The sequence below is a fragment of the Tateyamaria sp. GN1-10 genome, from assembly GCF_055693845.1.
In genome coordinates this window covers 3,590,893-3,611,134 of the sequence record NZ_JBVFUR010000004.1, presented here as the reverse complement: position 1 = coordinate 3,611,134, position 20,242 = coordinate 3,590,893, and the positions used below count along the sequence as shown (strand labels likewise).

General features: G+C 59.3%; 8 protein-coding genes and 1 tRNA gene. 7 read left to right on the top strand and 2 right to left on the bottom strand.

Going from position 1 to position 20,242, the window contains the following annotated elements:
• Positions 1-51: 51 nt before the first annotated feature.
• The 6 genes from ACZ1HN_RS19965 (at position 52) to ACZ1HN_RS19940 (ending at position 15,733) form a co-directional block, all read left to right on the top strand.
• The gene (locus ACZ1HN_RS19965) at positions 52-783 is read left to right on the top strand and encodes an IclR family transcriptional regulator (protein ID WP_472728763.1); all 732 of its coding nucleotides are present in this window, start codon (positions 52-54) and stop codon (positions 781-783) included.
• Between the two features lie 507 nt (positions 784-1,290).
• The gene (locus ACZ1HN_RS19960) at positions 1,291-5,631 is read left to right on the top strand and encodes an OmpA family protein (RefSeq protein ID WP_472728762.1); all 4,341 of its coding nucleotides are present in this window, start codon (positions 1,291-1,293) and stop codon (positions 5,629-5,631) included.
• A complete protein-coding gene (locus ACZ1HN_RS19955; RefSeq protein WP_472728761.1) occupies positions 5,585-8,650 on the top strand; it encodes a hypothetical protein in 3,066 nt (1,021 codons plus the stop codon). The genes ACZ1HN_RS19960 and ACZ1HN_RS19955 overlap by 47 nt, the downstream gene beginning before the upstream one ends.
• Positions 8,651-8,659: 9 nt before the next feature.
• A complete protein-coding gene (locus ACZ1HN_RS19950) occupies positions 8,660-12,640 on the top strand; it encodes a hypothetical protein (protein WP_472728760.1) in 3,981 nt (1,326 codons plus the stop codon).
• A 5-nt stretch (positions 12,641-12,645) separates the two neighbouring features.
• A complete protein-coding gene (locus ACZ1HN_RS19945; RefSeq protein WP_472728759.1) occupies positions 12,646-15,177 on the top strand; it encodes a hypothetical protein in 2,532 nt (843 codons plus the stop codon).
• Positions 15,149-15,733, top strand: a complete 585-nt coding sequence (locus ACZ1HN_RS19940) for a phospholipase D-like domain-containing protein (RefSeq protein ID WP_472728758.1) — start codon at positions 15,149-15,151, stop codon at positions 15,731-15,733. Before ACZ1HN_RS19945 ends, ACZ1HN_RS19940 begins: the two co-directional genes overlap by 29 nt.
• 42 nt (positions 15,734-15,775) lie before the next feature.
• Here ACZ1HN_RS19940 and ACZ1HN_RS19935 read toward each other — a convergent pair.
• Positions 15,776-15,851: transfer RNA gene (locus ACZ1HN_RS19935), tRNA-Thr, on the bottom strand.
• Positions 15,852-15,975: 124 nt separating this feature from the next.
• Between ACZ1HN_RS19935 and ACZ1HN_RS19930 the strand changes: the two genes are divergently transcribed.
• Positions 15,976-16,767 (top strand): hypothetical protein, encoded by a 792-nt coding sequence (locus ACZ1HN_RS19930; protein WP_472728757.1) that lies wholly within the window; start codon positions 15,976-15,978, stop codon positions 16,765-16,767.
• Between the two features lie 3 nt (positions 16,768-16,770).
• Here ACZ1HN_RS19930 and carB read toward each other — a convergent pair whose 3' ends face one another.
• Positions 16,771-20,103: a carbamoyl-phosphate synthase large subunit gene (gene carB / locus ACZ1HN_RS19925; protein ID WP_472728756.1), complete on the bottom strand. Its 3,333-nt coding sequence runs from the start codon at positions 20,101-20,103 to the stop codon at positions 16,771-16,773.
• Positions 20,104-20,242: the final 139 nt, after the last annotated feature.

The following is a 20,242-nucleotide window of genomic DNA, read 5'->3' as shown; positions in this document are numbered from 1 at the left end:
TCTGTTTGGTGAAAATGCAATCGATACAACAGTTCGTGGCAAGGTAAAAATATGTCGAAAAATCAGGGTATTCAGGTCATTTCGCGTGCGGCTAACATTTTGCGCTTGTTGGGTCGCGAGACAGACGGGTTGAGCCTTGGCCAGATTGCCAAGCAGGTTCAGCTGCCCCGCTCTACGGTACAGCGCATTGTTGCGGCGCTCGTGATCGAAGGGTTTGTATCCACTGAACGTGGAGATGGGGGAATCAGGCTTGGCCGCGAAATTCAAAGTCTGGCCCAAGCGGTGTCATCGGACATGCGGACGCGCCTGCGCCCCATCATGGAACGGCTGTCGGACGAAACGGGGGAGACGGTTGATTTGGCAGTTCTTGAAGGCGCACAAATGCTGTTCGTCGATCAAATCGAAGGCAGTCATCGCTTGCGCACCGTGTCGCGGATCGGAGAGTATTTTCCACTGACCACGACCGCCAATGGGCGCGCAGTGCTGGCTTGCATGCGTCCCGAGCGGGCGCTTGCCCTGATCCGCGCCGAACATAGGTCACGTGGTCCATATGCACCGCCATTGTCGGACATCATCGACGGTATCGATGCTATCCGAGAGGGTGAACTTGCATGTGATGAGAACGAACACACGGATGGTATTTGCGCGATGGGATTTGCTGTGGCGGACCAGACGGGTGACATTTTCGCAGTATCAGTTCCCGTCCCAAGCTCACGTTATGACCGGGTTAAACCTGCTTTGGCCGACTCTGTTCGCGCCGCTATTTCAATGCTTCAGGCATAGCGCAGACGCCACATTGTGACCGCGATATCTGGGCGGTTCGTTCTCGGCTTGGTGCGCGTGATGCGGGAACTGAAGCCGTTCGTAGCGATGGGGATCGGATGGTCGACAGGTAACTTCACAAACTACCTAGTTGGCACGTTCCGATAGCAATGCACTTGCCGTTTGGTTCGAATACCACTCTGGTGCAGGTAGGCCGAATAATTGTCTGCAACTCCTTATGCCCTCTGTCGAGGCAACCGCATGCCATGTCTAAGTTCCTGCAAAATTGATACTTTTGGTTTGTAAAACCCGATCGAAATTGATGTCAGCCATCGGTGTTATCAGCTGTTGTAATAGTGCTCGGGCTCTGGATCGTTTTCCCGGTGGGCGGATCGACTGACGCTTTGAGGTCGGCGGAACTACGCTTATCGCGTTTGACAGAAAAACCCATCAGTGGTTGAAATTTTGTAGTTTTATTTCTTTTGTTGCCTCCTTTTCGCAAATATATTTTTCAAGGGTCTCTGGCTCATGCCTTTCGATCTTGCCTTGGTGGATTTGTTCCGGCCCTACATTCTTCGGGGCGAGGCGACAACTTGGCATGCAGTCCTCTCCGTCATCTATGTTGAAAGCTACGAAACCGCGACTGGGCCGGGGGGAACCGTCATTCGCGGCGTGGCGCGGTTTTCCGGTGATGTCGATCTCCCCAGCTTTGATCCCACCACAGGCACGCTGACTGCCGGCGCTGCAAACGCCGAAGGACACCCCCGAAACCAACCTGATCGGTCCGAACCATGGCTCGACATCACGGACACGCGGGTTGAGTTTTCCATGACAGTACCGCGCGTCGCGGGCGCAATCATCGCAAACGGGGTCGCGACAGTTCCAGGGGGCGACGCTGACTTTCAGCCTATGCGTGATGTTCTTGATGCGCTGGACACGCCGCCTATCGATCCACCGCCGTCGGACTATCCCAATACTGCGTTCACACTGGATCTGATCCTGGCTGGGATCGAATTGCGACCACCCTTCCTGCAGCCAGCGGAGATGCGGCCAGATGGTCTACTGATCCCTCACACGAAACGCACCGACGTCGTTTTTCATCTGCCCAAGATCAAACTGCGCGTAACACAGGGCTCGGATGCCAACGCGCAGGTGCAGGTATGTCTGGTGTCGCTCGGTGCAACGGGTCTTGATGATCCGGGCGCACTGGCCGCAGCTGAACTGGTTACAATGGAGCCAAGCCACGCCTTCATCGGGCCGGGTCGCGTTGTCGGGTTTGGGTTTCGCTCAGCTTACCTTGATCTGTCGGACGGCTACACGCCGCCGGAAATCCTCTCCCAATTCGGGTTTGATGAGGCATGGACCGGGCTTTACCTGCCGGAAATCCGCATCTTCTTTGCACCAAACGGAGCCGAGGACTTTGCCGTCAATGCGGGTGTTGAGAACCTGCTGATCGGGCTTGGCGGGTCGAATGGGGTCACGGGTGATTTCGATGTTGCAGTGATCAACCAGGGCAGTGGTGATCTTGCCATAGGTGCTAACTTCTTCACCAGTGACCGACAGGGCATTGGGATCACCCGCACAAGCCCCGGTGCTGCAACGGCTGCCTTGCCGGAAACGACACGGCTGGCCGTGGATGTGCGCGGCGGCCGCGCGCCTTATAGCGTGACTGTCGATCAGGGCAGCGGTGCGGAGGCAGGAGTAATCCATGATGTGACCACGCCTGCCACCGGGACACGAACCATCACGATCACGGCGACGGATGCCAGCGCGCCTCCGAAACAGGCCACCCTCACGATTACTGCGGCACGGCGTGCGCCGCCTGCTGTCGCTCCGCCGCCGGGTGAGCCGTTGGCCGCGATCCTGACAACCACGTCAATCACACGCGAGGCAGAGCCACTGGCGGCGCCACCTCTGGTACTTCTCAATGACAACCGGCAGGCGGGGACAGTGCGCGTGAGCCTTGCCAGTGTGACCGTGCCCCCCAACACCGAATGGATCATAGACGGTGGGCCGCCGAGTGTCGGTACGTCCGTGGATGTGGATGTTTCTGGTGGACAGAGCCGAACGATCGAGGCGCGGACACCCGATGACAGCGTCTCGTCTTTGACGGCCTATTTCCGTTATGACACCCCGCCAAAGAACAATCCTGAGAGCTATTCAAAGGTGCGGGGGAACATACGGGACGATCAGGCGCTTATTGCGCACAAGGAGTCTGATTGGCGCACCGGTGCTGAGCCGTTTGACGAGGCCTATTCGAGCATTCTGTCGCGTATCAATCCGCGTGACATCACGATCACTGGGACTGCCAGCTATGACGGGGATGACGGAAAGGCCCAGTACAACTGGCTTCTGAGCCAGCGCCGTGCCGAAGGTCTGCGCGCGCTGCTGAATGATCGGTTCAACCCGGATTTTACTGGCGCGGATGAACCCAGCGGCCCCAGCTTCCCGATCAGTTGGCGCGATAATGTCTGGAAGATGCAGGGAGAGCCTGACCGCTCACAATGGTGGAAAGCGGATGTCACTGGTTTCCTTGTCAATCTGCCGGGCGAGGTCATCACCGGGGATGTACGTCGGCCCGACGTGCCGGACCCACCACCACCTCCAGAGGTTATTGACACCCCACCCAGTGAGCCGGCAACGCCGGACTGGTTCCGTTCGGCTCGCTTAAAAGTGCGGATCATTCGAAACCAGTTCGTGGCGTTGGAACTGTCTGGTCAGATTGATTTCCAAACCGGGGTCGAGGGGGCGCTTCAGCGCGGCGGAGCGGGCGAAACGCCGGATGACATCCGCGGCGTGGGCAACAACCCGGCCGATGGCATTACCGACTTCCTGTTCCTCTATCAGACCGATCCGGCCAGTCAGACGGACGAGGTGAAGCTTTATATCGGAGCAGATCCGGCGGACAAAGACGGGCTAGTGATGACCGGTCAATTGCCGGGACAGGCGCTTGAACCCAAGAACTTCGGGCGTGACTTGCTGGGTATGACCACCATCTTCACTCCGCTGTTGTCCGAGATTGCGCCTGCCAACCCCGCTGATGGTGGCGTGGCCCCAATTGTGGCTTCGGCAGCCGTTGTTGGCGTGGCCACTGGCCTTGCATCAGCGGGCTTCTTCAACATCGAGCGGGTGATCTTGTTTGGCGGTGAAGGCGCGTTCCGCCGCCAGGGCGACCGTTGGCAGATGAGTTTCCTCTTTGATGTTGAGACTGCGGTTTCAGTTAATATTGCCTTTGGCGGCGGTGACCCGCTGTTGGAAATCCCACGCGATACGCCCTTGGCCGTGCGGTACAAAGCCATCGGTCTCAGCTTTGGTGAGCCACCGGGTGGTGGTGGTAAGTTCGAGTTCCGGCCGGTCTTTGACAGTTCCAAGGGATATTCAATTGATGTATCCGGCCCCGGAGCCATCCGTGTGGCCGATCCATTGGGTCAAATCCTGCAAGTTCTTGGCGCACGTATCGCGCGCACGAACCCGCTGAGTTTCGAGATTGATCTGGGCTTTGCCATCGATCTTGGCGTCGTGTCCGTGGATCGCGCCCGCGTGCGCTTGCCGGTTGACCCGCTGGGTGCACCGGAACTGACAGCCTTTGGTGCGGGCCTGAAAGTGCCGGGTGTGCTCGAAGGCTCCGGCTATATGGAATTCAACGACGGTGCCCAGGGGACCGAGATCAAGGGCGGTATCGACGTGCGCCTGATCCCGGTCAAGATGCGCATCGCGGCACAGATTGCTGTTGCGCAAATCTCCGAGGCTTCGGGCGGCCCAGCAACTGGTGTGGCCGTCGCTTTGGAAGTCGAGTTGCCTGTGGCAATTCCGCTCGCCCAATCCGGTTTCGGCATCTATGGCTTTGTCGGCCTGTTTGCCATGCATTACGCACGCGACGAAGACGGCATCACATCTCTCACCCCTGCGCTGGAATGGCTCAAGAACCGCGCCAACGGGGACCCCACGAACCTGCAAGCCTGGAAAACCAACGTCGATAGCTGGGCCTTCGGTGTCGGCATTACGCTGGGCACAATGGGCAGCCCGATCATTTTCAACGTCAAGGGTATGTTCATGCTGGAGCTGCCCGGCCCGCGCGTTCTGCTGGTGGTTAAGGCGAACCTCTTGGCTGTGCTGCCTGCACTCAAGGACAAAAATGCCGAAGGCACGTTCCTGTGTGTCATCGACCTCGACTTCGGCCGTGGCACACTGACGATCGGGATTTCCATCGACTTCACCATCGACCCGCTGGTTGAAATCAAGATCCCAATCGAGGCGTTCTTTAACCTCAAGGACGGTAAGTTCTGGCATATCTATCTGGGCAGCTTTGAGGGCAGTGACCTGCAAGGCAACCCGTTGCCGGGGCCAATTCGTGCGTCCATCCTCGGAGCCTTTGATGGCGCTGGATATGTCATGTTCTCAGGCCATGGCATTCCCAGCTATCAGCCGCCGGGCAACAACCTTCCTGCTCTAAGTCAGGTCAACGGCTTTGGTATTGCTGCGGGCCTCGAAGTTTCGATCATCTGGGGTAACACTTCGATCAACCTCTATTTGAAGGTGACCGCAGGGTTTAACGCGATCATCGGGTTCCAGCCTTTCTATGTTGGCGGATTGTTGTATCTGCGGGGCGAGCTGAAGCTGTTCATCATCAGCTTGTCCGCCTCTGCTGCCCTGTCGGCGCAGGTGGGTGAACGCGCTGATGGCACGCAGGTCAGCCGCATTGATGGCGAGGTATGTGGCGAGCTTGATCTGTTCTTTTTCTCCATCAAGGGCTGTGTCGATTTTCATATCGGCGAGGATCTCGAAAATCCTGCCGCCGCCGCCGGACTTGTTTGCGGGTGCTGTGCTGGTCAGCCGTACGCCTGCACTTGCCGAAGGCACGGGGGTTGACCGCGGCATCGACAGCAAGATCGGCGACATGCCTCGCGGCAGCAGTCAGCCCTCCGGAAGTGAAATCCCAGTAGTCCCCATCGACGCCATCCCAGTGCTGAGCCTCGCCATGCCAGCGCTTGACGGGGGGATCATGCCGCTAGGTGAAACGCCCGGTGGCAGCACCGGTGCACCGACGGGCGGTTTCATCGGACGCGGCGATTTTGCCTATCGCTACACGATGACAGACGTGACGCTTGAGCGTGTCGGATCGGCTGACGTGGTGATGCCCGGCAACACCCCATCAACATGGTGGACGCTTGAGCCGCCCGATGGCGAGAACCTGACAACGCATCTGTCCCTGCTCAATTGGACACCAAACCCTGCTCCCAAGGCCTTGGAACGCTCTGAAATCCTAGAAGAAACCATTCATGAGCGCTGGGGGCGTGTCTGTAACCCCGCCGCGCCTGCAGCACCCGTGTTGTGGACCTTTGCGGATGAACGGCTTGGACCATCACCAAGCGGGTGGGATCTGGATGGTATCGCATGGCCTGACCCCGAAGACACGACGAGATCGGCTGACGCAGATAGGGCTTTGCATGTGCATGAAACGTGGCGGTCCGGTGATCTGGGCTTGGATCAGTTGCGCGGCATTGTTCCAGCAGTTGTGGAAGGTGGGCTTGTAGATTGCGCCCCTGAGTTCGAGGACGATGTCCCGCCGACGCGTGGCGTAATCGGGCGCGATGTTACGGGGCGTCCGTTGGATTTGAGCATCAATACAGACCGCTTGCGTGACCTGTCGGAAACGCTGAACCCGCTTGAACTGGATGCGAACATTGGTGCAACGACCCGCGGTTTGAGCCCGAACCTGTCTTTGGGCGCTGGAACACTGAACCGAGGGCTGACTGCGACGCTCGACACCAATGTCGCCACTGCACCACTGACCGGGCGGACACGCCGTCTGGCTGAGCGCGCGCTGGTTGATCGTGCGGTGATTGGGTCCTTTGGCTCCGCCACCGTGGATAATCTGACCGCTGAGCGTCTTGACCTCGGCGAAGCCGCACGTCGTGTGGCGCAAGGGGTGTCCATCAATCGGAGCACCTTGCTTGGCGTTACAAACGGAGCGGCGACCCACGCCACTCACGTGCCTGGCGGTCCGCTAGTGGACGAGCCGCAATGCCCTGGACGTGTACTCGCTTCGCCCCTTTGGGATATCGGAGAGCCGGTCGTCTTCGGAGATGTGAGCCGCGCGGACGAGGTTGCTGACCGGTTGGCCGAATTGGGTATGAAGCACGGACCATTGTCCGATGTGATCGAGGTCGACAGTGGCGCCATCCTCGAAGGTCACGTACTGATGTGGGTCAACCGTGGTCTTCTGAACGATGATCAGGGGACAGGCCGTGGTTTGATGATCCATTTCCTTGATGAGGGTGGCAATGTTCTTGACGTGCGCCCCGTGCGTGTGTCCGACCTACTGTCCGTTACCAGCGTTCCGCCACGCTGGGCAGATGTGAACGGCCCGTGGTTCGAGGATATCTATCACACCGTTCTCTACGGCCAGTCCCGCCTGTCACCGCGCCAGCCGGTCTGTGTAAAACTGTCGCCGCCAGAGGGAACCGAGCGTTTCCGTATTGGTGTCCTGTATCTGGATGAGAAGCAAGCCAGCCGCTTCGAACAGCAAGGTCGCCCCTTCTACGTGGGTGCGATTGAGCTGACCCGCCTGAGTGAGGCCGAGCGCGAAGAATACGACACAACCGAAATTCAGAAAGATCGTGATGCGATCGAAGAATTCCTGGGCCCGCAAAGCGCTGATGTCGCCCTGTTGTTCCCGGACTCGATCTACCGTGTGACCTGCCGAAGCGACGTGCGCATCCGTGATGATGAAGGTGCGGAAAGCGACGCGGCCGAGCAGACGGCGGAATTCTGGTTCCGTACGGATGCAGAAGCACCGAAACGGCTTGATCCATGGGTTCTATGCACATTGCCGGCCGAGGATGAGGCACATGTATTCGGCCTCGATTCCCCGCGCGTTGTTTTTGCGACCAATGCTGTTGATCAACTGTTCGCCGCCTATGGCAAGGAACTGCGTGTCCGGCTGAAGGCGGCCTCGTTCAAGCAAGTGGAAGAACCCGGACTACCACACCCTGTGCCGATTGATGCAGGAACGCTTGAAAACGTTCAGGCCCATGTCCTGTCGCCCTTCGAAGCCGTGCTGCAAGACGTGATCAAGGAAACGGGCCCATGTGTTCCAGTAGATGGAGAGCGGGTACGGCATTCCATGATCAAACTGCCCATCCCGCTTGACCCGTACACTGACTATGTCATGGACATTGAGTCCGTAGATATCGGCGCGGACGCAGGCACGGTTGGTGATCGTGTGTATCGGCTGAACTTCTCGACTGGGCAGTTTGGCCTGATCGAAGACTTTGCCCGGGACATTCAGGCCACGGTGACCGAGCACAGGTTCGTGGAAACAGGCGCGCTGCAGGCCATTGGGAACAGTCCACGTTTTGCTAGCCGTACAATGGACAGCATCGTGCCGGGGCAAACTCTTCTGATCACCATGGGGCCTGAGCTGGACGAAGAGCTGATCGGCGCAGGGCTTGAACCAATGGATGTGCCCGGAGCGGCCCGCGTGATCGTCTTCTGGGAGCAGGCTAACCCAGCAGCTGATCCGCAACCCGCCGCAATCATCCTGGATGCGAGCGAACCGATGCATCGGACCCGTCCATTGCCCCAGGAAGTGACCGAAGAAGACCCGGATGGCATCGCCACAACCCGGTGGAAGCTTGAGCCAACACCGTGGCTGTCGGTTGCGGAAAGCAACGCATCGGATGATCTGGTGGACAAGATCCTGTTCTCACCCGGTACGCAGCGTGTGCTGATCACACTCAAACCGGGTGCCCGAGGCCAAAGCCTGCGGCTGAACATGGTGCGCAAAGCCTTCACTGAGCCGTATCTCGACGAAGGGTTCGCAGGGGATGTCGAAATCGAGATTGTCGCAACTGACCTGACCCGCGCACCGTGGGAAGAGGACTAGGAGGGACCGATGAACCGTACATTCAGCCCCTATTTGTTCCGTGGTCAGGGCGCGATGATCACAGCGGATTCCCTGTTGCGTCCCTTTGCCGACGAAAATGGCGTGGTCAGCGGCACCTCGGGGCCTTCTTTCAATACATTCGCCACGCACGAAACGTTCCGGCCCACACGCGCTGCACCAAAGGGTCTTGATCTAAAGGATTTTGGCAATCGTGTCCTGTCAGTCTTTCTGCGTTGGCAGGTCAATCCCGGCGTCGGCTTGCCATCCGAACCGTTCAAAGTCTGGCGCCGCGTGGCTTTTCCGTTGTTGCAGAACCCCGAACCGGTGCTGACAAGCAGGATCACGCTTCCCCCTTTGGGCACGGTACATCGGTTCACGGAACCGGTCATGTCGATGGCCGTCCGTGTCAAAAGCACGGGCCCCGCATTGGGCGTCACAATCGTGCCCTTGGCGAACGGCGTCGGGTTCGAAAACATGCTCGGGTTCGAGACCCTGAATGTTCCGGCCAATGGTGAGCGCACGTACCGGTTTTATGCACCTTTCATTACTGCGGTTCTGATTGGTGGTGCAGATGGGCAGGAGGTTTCCGCGTTCGGTGAAGCGCTGTCGCAAGCGGAAAAGATTGAGGGCTGGGAACTGATCGAAACGGTCGGTTTGCCGGTTGGTCAGGGTGAGTTCAGCGATCTCGACGGTCAGGAACACGGCAAGGATCAGGGCCTGGTGAGCGCTGAAGTGCCCGCGCAAGAGGCCGCGAAGCAGCGTTTCACAAGGGGCATCAACCCCTTCGGTTGGTATCCAACCTTCCCCACGGGTAACGCTGCACCGACATGGGAGTTGCCCGACCCCGACGGCATGATCGACGATGCCAACAAGACACTGCTTGATATGTTGCACAAGGCCATGCAGGCACCGCCGAACCAGCAGGCCGAAGTGTTGGATCACCATGTGATCAGCCCACCCCAGAACGCCAACGGCGACACGATGCCCGCCGAAGATGGCGAAGCGCGGATATCATCCGTCAAGTTGATGCAGATGGCTGTTGCAACCGACCCAATGCAATCCGTTTTGATGGGGTTTGGCACAGGATATCCGTATGTCGATCTGGATCCGATCAATCTGGGTGCGATTAGTCTGCTCGGGTCGCCGGACATGGCTGACTATGACTTCATGGTGACAGGCCTATGGCATCGTGGGCTTGATGGCGAAAGCGAACCGCTGGAACTGGCCACAATAATACCCCGACCACGGCGCGTGGAGCGGCCCATTCCGCCGACAGACCTGCGCCTGCATTTCCTGGCGCACCAAAGACCCACCGCACCAGATAGAGACTGGACCGCAACCAGCCGTGCAAGCTGGGAACGCTTGCCCCTCGACAACTTCAATGCCGTTTCGAGCTTTGCGTTCGGGCGCGCAGAGGGAGGCGTCGCCGGGCCTGCCACACCGTTGATGGAGCCCCGCCCATCTGGCAAGGGTCTTATGCCGATTGGGAACAACGAAAACCGGCAGGATCCCGAGTATCCGCGGCAATCCGCATCCGACACCGATTTTGTGATTCCGAACTCCCCGGGATCGGTCAACGCGCAGTACGGTCTTGCCACCCAGAACCTGTTCGGGATCTGGAGCCCATGGTCCACGCAGCCATTTTCCACCACGCAACCCGAACCTGACACGGTCAACATCATTTCCGCCGAATTGCGACCCATTGATACGGGCAGCGGTACTGTGTGTCCGGCCGACCTCGTCGTCGAATTCGTCGTGGACTGGCGGGTGCGTTCGGTTGCTCGGATCGACTTTGTCGGGCGTTTGTTTCCAGCCGCGACGCGCCACGAGGAGCCGCCAGCTGGTCTGCCCGGCGGGCTGCAAAAAAGCATTGGTGGTTCTGCGCAGAATGTCTTCATCGATTTTGCGGGCGATGTTCCGTCGCTCAACGATCCAAGTGTTCCCGGTCTCGATGGTATGGCCAACGTCATCAGTCTGGATGCCCAAGGGGATGCCGAGGTCGCAACGCCCGGTTTTGCCAGCCAAGGTCATGCGCGCAGGTACCGTGTGACCATTCCCGGATTTTCTATTGATTACAACGGCACACCGCATGTTGGGCTGGCGATGCGCGCCCGGCTGCGCGAGGCGCTTGCCCCCGGTCGCGTCGGCAGCTTTGGACCCCGCAGCAAACTGACCTATGCGTCTGATCCGCGGTCACGAGCGACACAGGTCATTGATGTTGTGCGGCTGGCGAGCCTGCCAGATGCCAAAGGCGAATGCCATGCGATTATAGAATGGCAATCAGTCCCGGCTGCTGAAGGCTACATTCTCTATCAAAGTACCGAAACCCGGATGCTGGCAAGCCGCAGCATTCCCGAAGCATTACCAGGTGTGACCCTCAGCACCCGCTTGACCACGCTGAAAAATGCATTCACCACCTCGTCTGATCGCCGCGATTTCAACCGTGTAAACAAGACTTTGCTGACAGGCACCAATCTGGATGTCGCCTTGCCACGTGGATCGCAGGCTATTCACCTGTTCGTGGTGATCCCGGTCAGCGCTGGCGGTGTGGAAGGACCGTGGCCAAGCGGTCCTGATGCGGACAAGGCCATGATCCCCTTTGTTGCGCCACGCATCGCGACACCGGCCCCTCCGACGATCGAGGCACAGCGGATCGAAACGCCCGGTGGTTTCGCCGCGCGCATTCGGGTCGAAACGCGCGCAAGTTCAGGCGCGCGTCCCGGTGGTGTCGATCTGTATCGGACGCGCGTTGCCGATGCGGCGCGCCAGATCGACAGTATGGGACCGCCATTGGTGTCGCTGACAGGCAGCACTGCAGACTGGATGGTCGGAATCGACACGAACGGGACCGAGACTTGGATTACTGACATCACCGGTGAGGACGCGCCCGGCGGCTCATGGGGACCACAATGGTATCGAGCGATTGCATGGGGTCTAGACGATGCGCAGCGCGGTGTACGCAAGGGGCGGGGGCGCCCATCCCCGGCGGTTCCAGTTGTGATCCCGCCCAACGATCCGCCGCAGCTCACACCGCCCGCGCTGACATGGCCGGGTGGCGGCAACCTGGGTGACATACTTGTGTCGACGACATCCGATGCGCCGATCACACCTACCACGCTTGGTCCACATACCCTTTCAGCCGAGGTGCGTTTGGACGGCGAACCGCACTTACACTACTACACCATCGGGCCTGACGCCGGCGAAGATCCGTTGAACCCAGGTCAAAAGCAGCCCGGGCCGACGCCGCTTGAACTGATCCCCGAAGTGCCCGAGATGACGCAAACCGCGCTATGGCGCGCGCCGGACGGGCTCGACCGGAACTATCGGCTGTTCATTCGGCGGCCAAACACCATGCCAGCGGGCAGCATACTTCTGCGCATGACTGATCCTCTCGGAAGGGTGACGGAGCGTGCCATCAGCTTTGGCCAAGGGTCCATCATTCCACTGCCCGACCTCAGTGAAGTGGATAGCTTCGGCATATCAGGTCGCGGTACCGTGTATTCCGTAACGACGGATGCCCCGGTGACGGGGCCACTGGAGTACCTGGTAAGGATCGTCATTCGACCTGCATCTGGGCGTGGTGGTGGTTTCCTGGGAACGGATCGGTTCCGTGATCTGCGCGAATTGCCAGATGGATTTGGCCGCTTTGGCAGACAACCCGATGACACACCAGAGCCAAACCCCGGCTTTCGCCTGCCGCGCAGGTTTGAGCCGCGTCCGGGTCCAATTCTTGACCTCGGCGCAAACAGGCCCGCGTCCCAATTCAAGACCGATGGGCGGAACCTGGTTTATGAAGCACCTTTGGGCGAAGTGCCCTTGGCGCGTGCGCGACCAGGCTCAGGTGCGCAGGATCCGCTCTATTTCGCGAACCGCCAGAAGATCGGTGCGCGCACCGGGATCACCGTGTTCGCCCGAACGGACATCCGCAGCATCACGTTCGAGATCATTTCGCCAGACGGGCGCCGGGTCTCAAGCTCTGACCGGGATTGACCGCCATGACACAGCTGAACGTTTTCACACTTACGCCTCAAGCCGCAGCACAAGCGCTGCAGGACAATGGTTTGGATGCACTTGGGCTGACAATGCCTCATCTGTCGAACGTCTGGGGGACTGTAGACCCATCGTTTGATGCCGCCACGCTTCGGCTGACACCGTCAGGCAATGCCTTGGCGCCTTTCCGCGGCACGCTGGAGTATCTGGATCAAGGTCATGAGTTTCGCGATGTAAGCGGTGCCGGCATTGCTGGTCCGGTCGCCGCATTCCGGTTCCATCCACAAGCCGTTACCCGATTGTCCAGCCTCATGGCGCGTTATGCGGTCGCGCCCGCGCCGCATCATCGCCCGGTCCCAGAAACGCTGGTGTTTACCGGCGCTGTACCTGCCCCGGATCGATCACCGCAGACATATGAACCCGGCGACAGCCTTGGCCGGTCAGAACCGATGAGTTTTCACGATCATCGCGGATTGATCATCGATCCCGTGGCAGTCGCCGCCTTGTTTGACGATCTCATCACGGCATTTCCCGCGCTCGATTTCTCAGATGGCGGTGGAACGGGTGGGACTGGCGGCGTTGGAACCATTGCAGCACTGGCATCCGGGGTGATTGCGCAAGTTGTAGATCTGCATGGAAACCCATTTGTCGCCGCGTTGGGTGGTGTCGGGGTCGAGAAGCAGGATGGTTCGGACAATTCTACGGGCAGCCTTGACGGGTCGGGGCTGGTGACACTCACGGCTGGCGAGGTGATTGCAGCAACAGGTGACGATGCCGACAGCCGCATTCGATTGGGCTGGGCGACAGGTGGAACAATGGGGGAGGGGCCGCTCGCACAACCTGGCCTCCCCGGTGGCGTGGCCTTGCCCCGTCAGTTTTTGCGCGCTTTCGCAGTGGACCTTGATTGGCACTTGCGTGGCAACCGGACCACAAATGCCGTGGCCGGGGTGCCAGCGGAAGACGGAGATATGTCAGATGACCTCAAGCCGCAGGTGCGGACTGAAGTCGTCATCGACTATGCGGCAGATGGCCCCGACCTGATAGCCCTGTCCAATGCAGTTCTGACGCGGATGGATGGTGCCACTGGGAACCCGTTGGTATTCGCAGCAGCACCACAGCTCAATGACAATGTACCCGTACCGCCTGCGCCCGGTGCGCCCGCCCGATGGCCCGCGTTCCCAGCTGCCGCTGGTGCAGGTGTGTTCGGAGCGAACCCTGCACCACTTGTTGGCGCAACGGCGACATGGACGGCAGACGAAGATGTGGTTGTTGTGCTGGCAGCCGACACCGTTCCGGACGGCAGCGCGGTGCGTATTTACAATCAGCGGTTCATCTCGATCCCGGCGATCGGCGAGACACCGTCGTTCAAGCGCGGGGACGGTGGAGCCGCCATTGCAATCACCGGTCAGCCCACTCAAATATTGGTCCACAATCCACTGGGCTTGGAACCGGGTGACCCCAAGCCCGACCCCGCCACGCTTGTCTTTGATATGGTGGTCACCCCCAGAACGCAGAACCGCAGACTGTTTGCTGCGCGTACGCTGGCTATCGCTGCCGGTCCAGCCCCAGTGCCAACGGACATTTTTGTGCCCGCACCTGACCGTATGGCGGCCGTGCCGGACACGGTGAAGTCGCTTGCGCCCGTGCCTCTGTTCGGCACTGATGACGGCCCGGCTGACGGCGCTGCCGGGACCCCTGTGGATGCCGCACGTGCGCTCGCGTCTGAAACGGTGCCACGTACCGGACCGCGCTTGCCCACCATGGGGCGGCTGGAGGCTGTCGTTGTCAGCGGTATCGGGTCTGCAGCGATTAGCGAAGGCCTGGATTGGAGCGGAGTGCTGAGCGGAACATCGTGGTCGCGCGACGCGCTTTCCGCGAACCACGGGCAGGGGAACCCGGGAAACCCGCCGGGTCCAGACACTCATTTGTCCGGCGTTAGCGTTGAAGGGCCGTTGGCCTATGATCTGGCCCGTCACGCCGTCCGCAGGGTGCAACCGTTCATCCCACTTCCGGGTGGTCCACCGCCCGCACAAGCCCCGGGCTGGCTTGCAATGTCTGGCGGCGACAATATGGACGTGCCGGAACGTGCAGGGGGCCCGCCGGCTGACGCAACCTCGTCAGGTGTGTTGCTGCAATCCATCGCTGCCGTTGCAGAAACGCCCGAGCTGTCGTTGCTGCCCCCTGGCAACCCGTTGGATTCAGATACACCGATTGATTTGCAGACCGTTATCAATGACATCGCCAGTGCCCTGGGCCTGCCCGCGCCAACGCTGAACGTCACCAATGGGAACCGTCTTCTGAACGAGCTGCGCCGCGAGTATGAGCTTTCTGTTCACGGTGCACGTGACGCGCTTTGGTCACTCGCCCGCGCCTTCCATCAGGCGGAAGAGCTGGTTTACATCGAAACCGCAGGGCTGGCGCGCACTGTCCACGCAGGCGGCGATGCCGATGCTGTTTCCGTGGATCTCATACAAATCTTGGCCAATCTGGCTGGCCGCGCAGCCAAGATTGAAGGTTGTGATCTGCACACCACGTGAAACTGACTTCGAACCTGCCCCCTTTGTCCGTGCGGCGATCCAATTGAGGACGGAGGCGCTTCAGGCGTTGGCTGGGGTTGCGCCTGGTCGAGTTGCGGCTTTCCATCCCAACGCCTTCCCTGGACGCGCGGCGCGCTTACCTGGAACTGCCGTCGTTGTTGACGATGTGTATTCGCTGACCGGCGCAACACATGTACGACGTCGAGGGATCAGCTTTGACGGCAGCGCCGCCGTCGCTTCCGTCGATCAGACCATCGCGCAAGGCTATAGTGCAAAGGTGCGCGCGCAACGGGTGATCTCAATGGCGGCTCGCATGGGCATCGCCCAACGTGATGGCATGGGATTACCGACCTCGGATTTCATCCGTCTCCAGCGTCCGGCCGCCGCCTTTTCGATTGTTCGCGATCTCATCGAACAAGGCGGGCTGGGACGGCTTGAACCAAATTGGGAGGGGCCGAGCGATGCTACGGTCATCCCACAAACAGCAGATGTCGCCGACCCGGATGGCAGTGATGGCGCCAACCTAACGCTCTTCCTCGCAGCCCTGTTGAGTTGAACAAGAGCGCCACGCGCAAAAACAGTGTTTCTTAAAGGTATGTGGTGCCGCTGAAGGGACTCGAACCCCCGACCCCATCATTACGAATGACGTGCTCTACCAGCTGAGCTACAACGGCCTGATGGCGGGGGTTATACTTTATGTGCACCGCAGGGCAAGGGGACAAGATCAAGAGTTGGAGCGGTTAAGTCCACCTTAAACTCGATGATCTAGATGCTTACTGAATGTGGTTTGAAAATGATGTGACAGCCTTGGTGAAACTGCTTCTGACAGCCATCCTTGTCTCATGTTGCGCGACACACGCGGCGGCAGGGGAACAAACAACCGTCCGTGGCTTGGCGGATCAGGCCGTGTTGGTTCACCGCATAACCAAATCCGTGTGTCTGCTCTTTGTCGGGGCACAAACCCCCGTGCACGCGGAAGACGTGGCTGCATCAGTGGGGGAGCTCAACAGTTTTTCGTCTGCTATCGCCGCGCAGCCTGGTGCAGATACCGGCCTGGCAGATGAAGTTGCGACCCTTACAAAATCCGCGCAACAGATTGTCGCAGGGGATCGGCACACCGTTCCTGTGACCTTGCTGATAAAGACCAACCCGACGCTCGCATTCCGCTACAGTCAGATGCGCTATCGGGCGGCGTCCGAGGTAGCAAGCAAGTACCGAAACTCTTATGCAGTACTGCACGAACTGCGTGTCGTTTCGCAGGCCTTTCAGCGAGATTTGTGCCTGTTCCTCACAGGTTTGGCGTCAACAGGCGCCGAGCGCGCGATGATTGAGCGAATTGCCTACTTCAAAGCGTCCCTTGACGCTCTGGTGTCCGGCAACCGGGCGGTTGGTCTCGAGGCCGCGCCAAACATTCACATCAAGATTACGCTGGGCAAAGTTGTTGCCAAGTGGAACACCTTGCAACCTATCCTGTCCGCGGCGGCCTCGGGTGATCCAATAGATCCGCGCGACGTGCAGTTGGCGTCGGTCCTAGGGGACGCGATATTGAACAACCTTGATCAGATTTCTGACCGGTTTCTCGACCTGTAGGATCTATGCCTGCAGGGCTTTCACACCCACATCTCCTTGCGACTGCTCACGGATTGCCAATGCCGCCGCATAGGCCCCGGCAGCCGTCGTGAAATAGGGAATCTTGTCATACAAAGCGATCGACCGGATTGATTTGCTGTCCTCAACCGCCTGTGCGCCCTCGGTCGTGTTAAAGACCAACTGAATGCCATGGTCTTTCATCATATCGGTGACGTCAGGACGTCCTTCGTAGACCTTGTTGACCGTACCGCAAGGCACACCGTTCTCTTCCAGCCAGCTTGCCGTGCCGCGCGTTGCAACCGTTGTAAAACCCAACCCGTGCAGGATCTGCGCGGCCTCCAGCATTTGTGGCGTCTTGTCCATGTCCTTGATGGAGATGAACGTGCATCCCGCATCTGGCAGAACCATGCCCGCGCCCATCTGTGCCTTGAGGAATGCGCGCGCAAAAGTGCGATCCCATCCCATGACCTCTCCGGTCGAGCGCATTTCCGGTCCCAGAATGGTGTCTACGCCCGGGAACCGTGCAAACGGCAGAACAGCTTCCTTGACCGAGAACCAGGGCATATTCGGGTCGGCCAAAGTCATTGGATCTGCCAGCGGAAGCACACTGTCGTAGCTTGCATCAGCATCATATGCGGGGCGTTGCGGGAAATTCGAGAGCGGCTCACCTGCCATGATACGCGCCGCGATGGACGCAATCGCACTGTCCGTAGACTTTGCCACGAACGGCACGGTCCGAGAGGCGCGCGGGTTGACCTCGATCAGGAAAATGTCGTTGCCCTGAATGGCAAACTGGACGTTCATCAATCCTACGACATTCAGCGCCTTTGCCAGTGCGTGTGTCTGAATTTCAATCTCGGCAATGACATCAGCAGACAGCGAGTATGGGGGCAGTGAACAGGCGCTATCGCCGGAGTGCACGCCTGCTTCCTCAATGTGCTGCATGATGCCAGCAACATGTACGTCTGAGCCATCGCACAGAGCGTCTACATCCAGCTCGACGGCACCTGCGAGGTAGCTGTCAAGCAACACAGGGCTATCACCGGAAACCACCACGGCTTCGGAAATATAGCGCTCAAGGTTGGCCTGGTCGCGCACAATCTCCATCGCACGCCCACCCAGGACATAGGATGGGCGGATCACCAACGGGAACCCGATTTCACCAGCAATCTCCAGCGCCTCGGCGTCTGAATGCGCGATACCGTTCTTGGGTTGTTTCAAGCCAAGATTGTTCACCAGTGCCTGGAACCGTTCGCGATCTTCGGCCAAATCGATGGCGTCTGGCGTCGTCCCAAGGATCGGAATGCCAGCTTCATTCAGTGCGTTGGCCAGCTTCAAAGGTGTCTGCCCACCGAATTGCACGATCACCCCGTGTAGCAGGCCATTCTCCTGCTCAACCCGCAGGATTTCCATGACATGCTCAAAGGTCAGCGGCTCGAAATAGAGGCGATCCGACGTGTCGTAGTCCGTCGATACCGTTTCGGGATTGCAGTTGACCATGATGGTTTCATAGCCCGCCGCAGTCAGGGCAAAACAGGCGTGACAGCAGCAATAGTCAAACTCGATCCCCTGACCGATCCGGTTTGGACCACCCCCAAGGATCACGACCTTCTTACGGTCCGACGGACGGGCCTCGCATTCAACCTCGCCGAAGACAGGCGTTTCATAGGTCGAGTACATATAAGGCGTTTGGGCTTCGAACTCGGCGGCACAGGTGTCAATCCGTTTGAAAACGGCGCGGACACCCAGATCCTCGCGTATGCGGCGTACCTGATCTTCGGCGCTTTCAGTCAACTGGCCCAAACGCGCGTCGGTGAAGCCCATCATCTTGAGCGCGCGCAGCCCCTCTTCGGTCGCGGGCAGGCCTGCGCTGCGGACCTTTGCTTCGGTGTCAACGATTTCCCGGATACGGGCCAGGAACCATGGATCGAACTTGGTCGCACCAAATATGTCGTCATCGCTCAACCCGTGCCGCATGGCTTGCGCAATAAGGCGCAGCCGGTCCGGAGTCTGGGCCGAAATGGCCTTGACCACTGCGGCCTTGTCTGGCGCGCCGGGGATATCGATGTCGTCCAGACCGGTCAGGCCGGATTCCATGGATGCCATCGCCTTTTGCAGGCTTTCATGGAACGTGCGACCGATGGCCATCACTTCGCCTACGGATTTCATCGCTGTGGTCAGGGATGCCTCGGAACCAGGGAATTTCTCGAACGCGAATTTCGGGATTTTGGTGACGACATAGTCGATGGTCGGTTCGAACGAGGCCGGCGTGACCTTGGTGATGTCATTGTCCAACTCATCCAGCGTGTAGCCAACCGCCAGCTTGGCTGCGATCTTGGCAATCGGAAAGCCTGTCGCCTTCGAAGCCAGCGCTGACGACCGCGACACACGCGGGTTCATCTCGATCACCACCATGCGCCCGTCATCAGGGTTGATCGCCCACTGTACGTTGGACCCGCCCGTTTCCACGCCGATCTCGCGCAGCACTGCGATCGAGTGATTGCGCATGATCTGGTATTCTTTGTCCGTCAATGTCAGGGCAGGGGCCACGGTGATGCTGTCGCCGGTGTGCACGCCCATTGGGTCAACGTTTTCGATGGAACAGACGATGATGGCGTTGTCGGCAGTGTCACGCACCACCTCCATCTCGTATTCCTTCCAACCCAGCAGGCTTTCGTCCACAAGGATCTGGCCCACGGGCGACGCGTCCATGCCAGAGTGACAAATCGCCATATAGTCGTCGCGGTTATACGCAACTCCGCCGCCCGTGCCGCCAAGGGTAAAGGCCGGGCGGATGATGGCAGGCAGACCAATGTCTTCCAGTGTCTCAAGTGCAATGGCAACACCAGCAGCAAGGTCCTTGTTGCCATTTTCGTCCTTGGGGGCCGTCACGATGGTGGCGCGCGGATTCTCGATTCCCAGCCGGTCCATCGCCTCGCGGAACAATTTGCGGTCTTCGGCCATCTCGATGGCATCGCGCTTGGCGCCGATCATTTCTACGCCAAACTTGTCCAGCACCCCCATTTCTTCAAGCGCAAGGGATGTGTTCAGGCCGGTCTGCCCGCCCATCGTCGGCAGCAGTGCGTCGGGGCGTTCCTTCTCAATGATCTTGGCAACCACTTCGGGCGTGATCGGCTCTATATACGTGGCGTCGGCCAGGCCCGGGTCGGTCATGATGGTCGCGGGGTTCGAGTTGACCAGGATGACCCGGTACCCTTCTTCCCGCAGCGCCTTGCAGGCCTGCGCGCCGGAGTAGTCAAACTCGCAGGCTTGGCCAATCACAATGGGACCCGCGCCGATAATCATGATCGACTTGATGTCGGTACGCTTTGGCATCTTGCCCCCCATATGTGCAAATTGTCCTGCCTTATAGGGATGGCGCGGGAAGGTGCAAGGGCGTGTCCGCACTTGATTGACAATTTCCGCATGGCGGGCGGACTATGAGAGGCTTCCAGAGGACCAAAACAGCGAAAAC

Coding starts and splice junctions, on each gene's coding strand:
- ACZ1HN_RS19965 (WP_472728763.1), top strand. CDS start 52: ATGTCGAAAAATCAGGGTATTCAGGTCATTTCGCGTGCGGCTAACATT.
- ACZ1HN_RS19960 (WP_472728762.1), top strand. CDS start 1,291: ATGCCTTTCGATCTTGCCTTGGTGGATTTGTTCCGGCCCTACATTCTT.
- ACZ1HN_RS19950 (WP_472728760.1), top strand. CDS start 8,660: ATGAACCGTACATTCAGCCCCTATTTGTTCCGTGGTCAGGGCGCGATG.
- ACZ1HN_RS19945 (WP_472728759.1), top strand. CDS start 12,646: ATGACACAGCTGAACGTTTTCACACTTACGCCTCAAGCCGCAGCACAA.
- carB (WP_472728756.1), bottom strand. CDS start 20,103: ATGCCAAAGCGTACCGACATCAAGTCGATCATGATTATCGGCGCGGGT.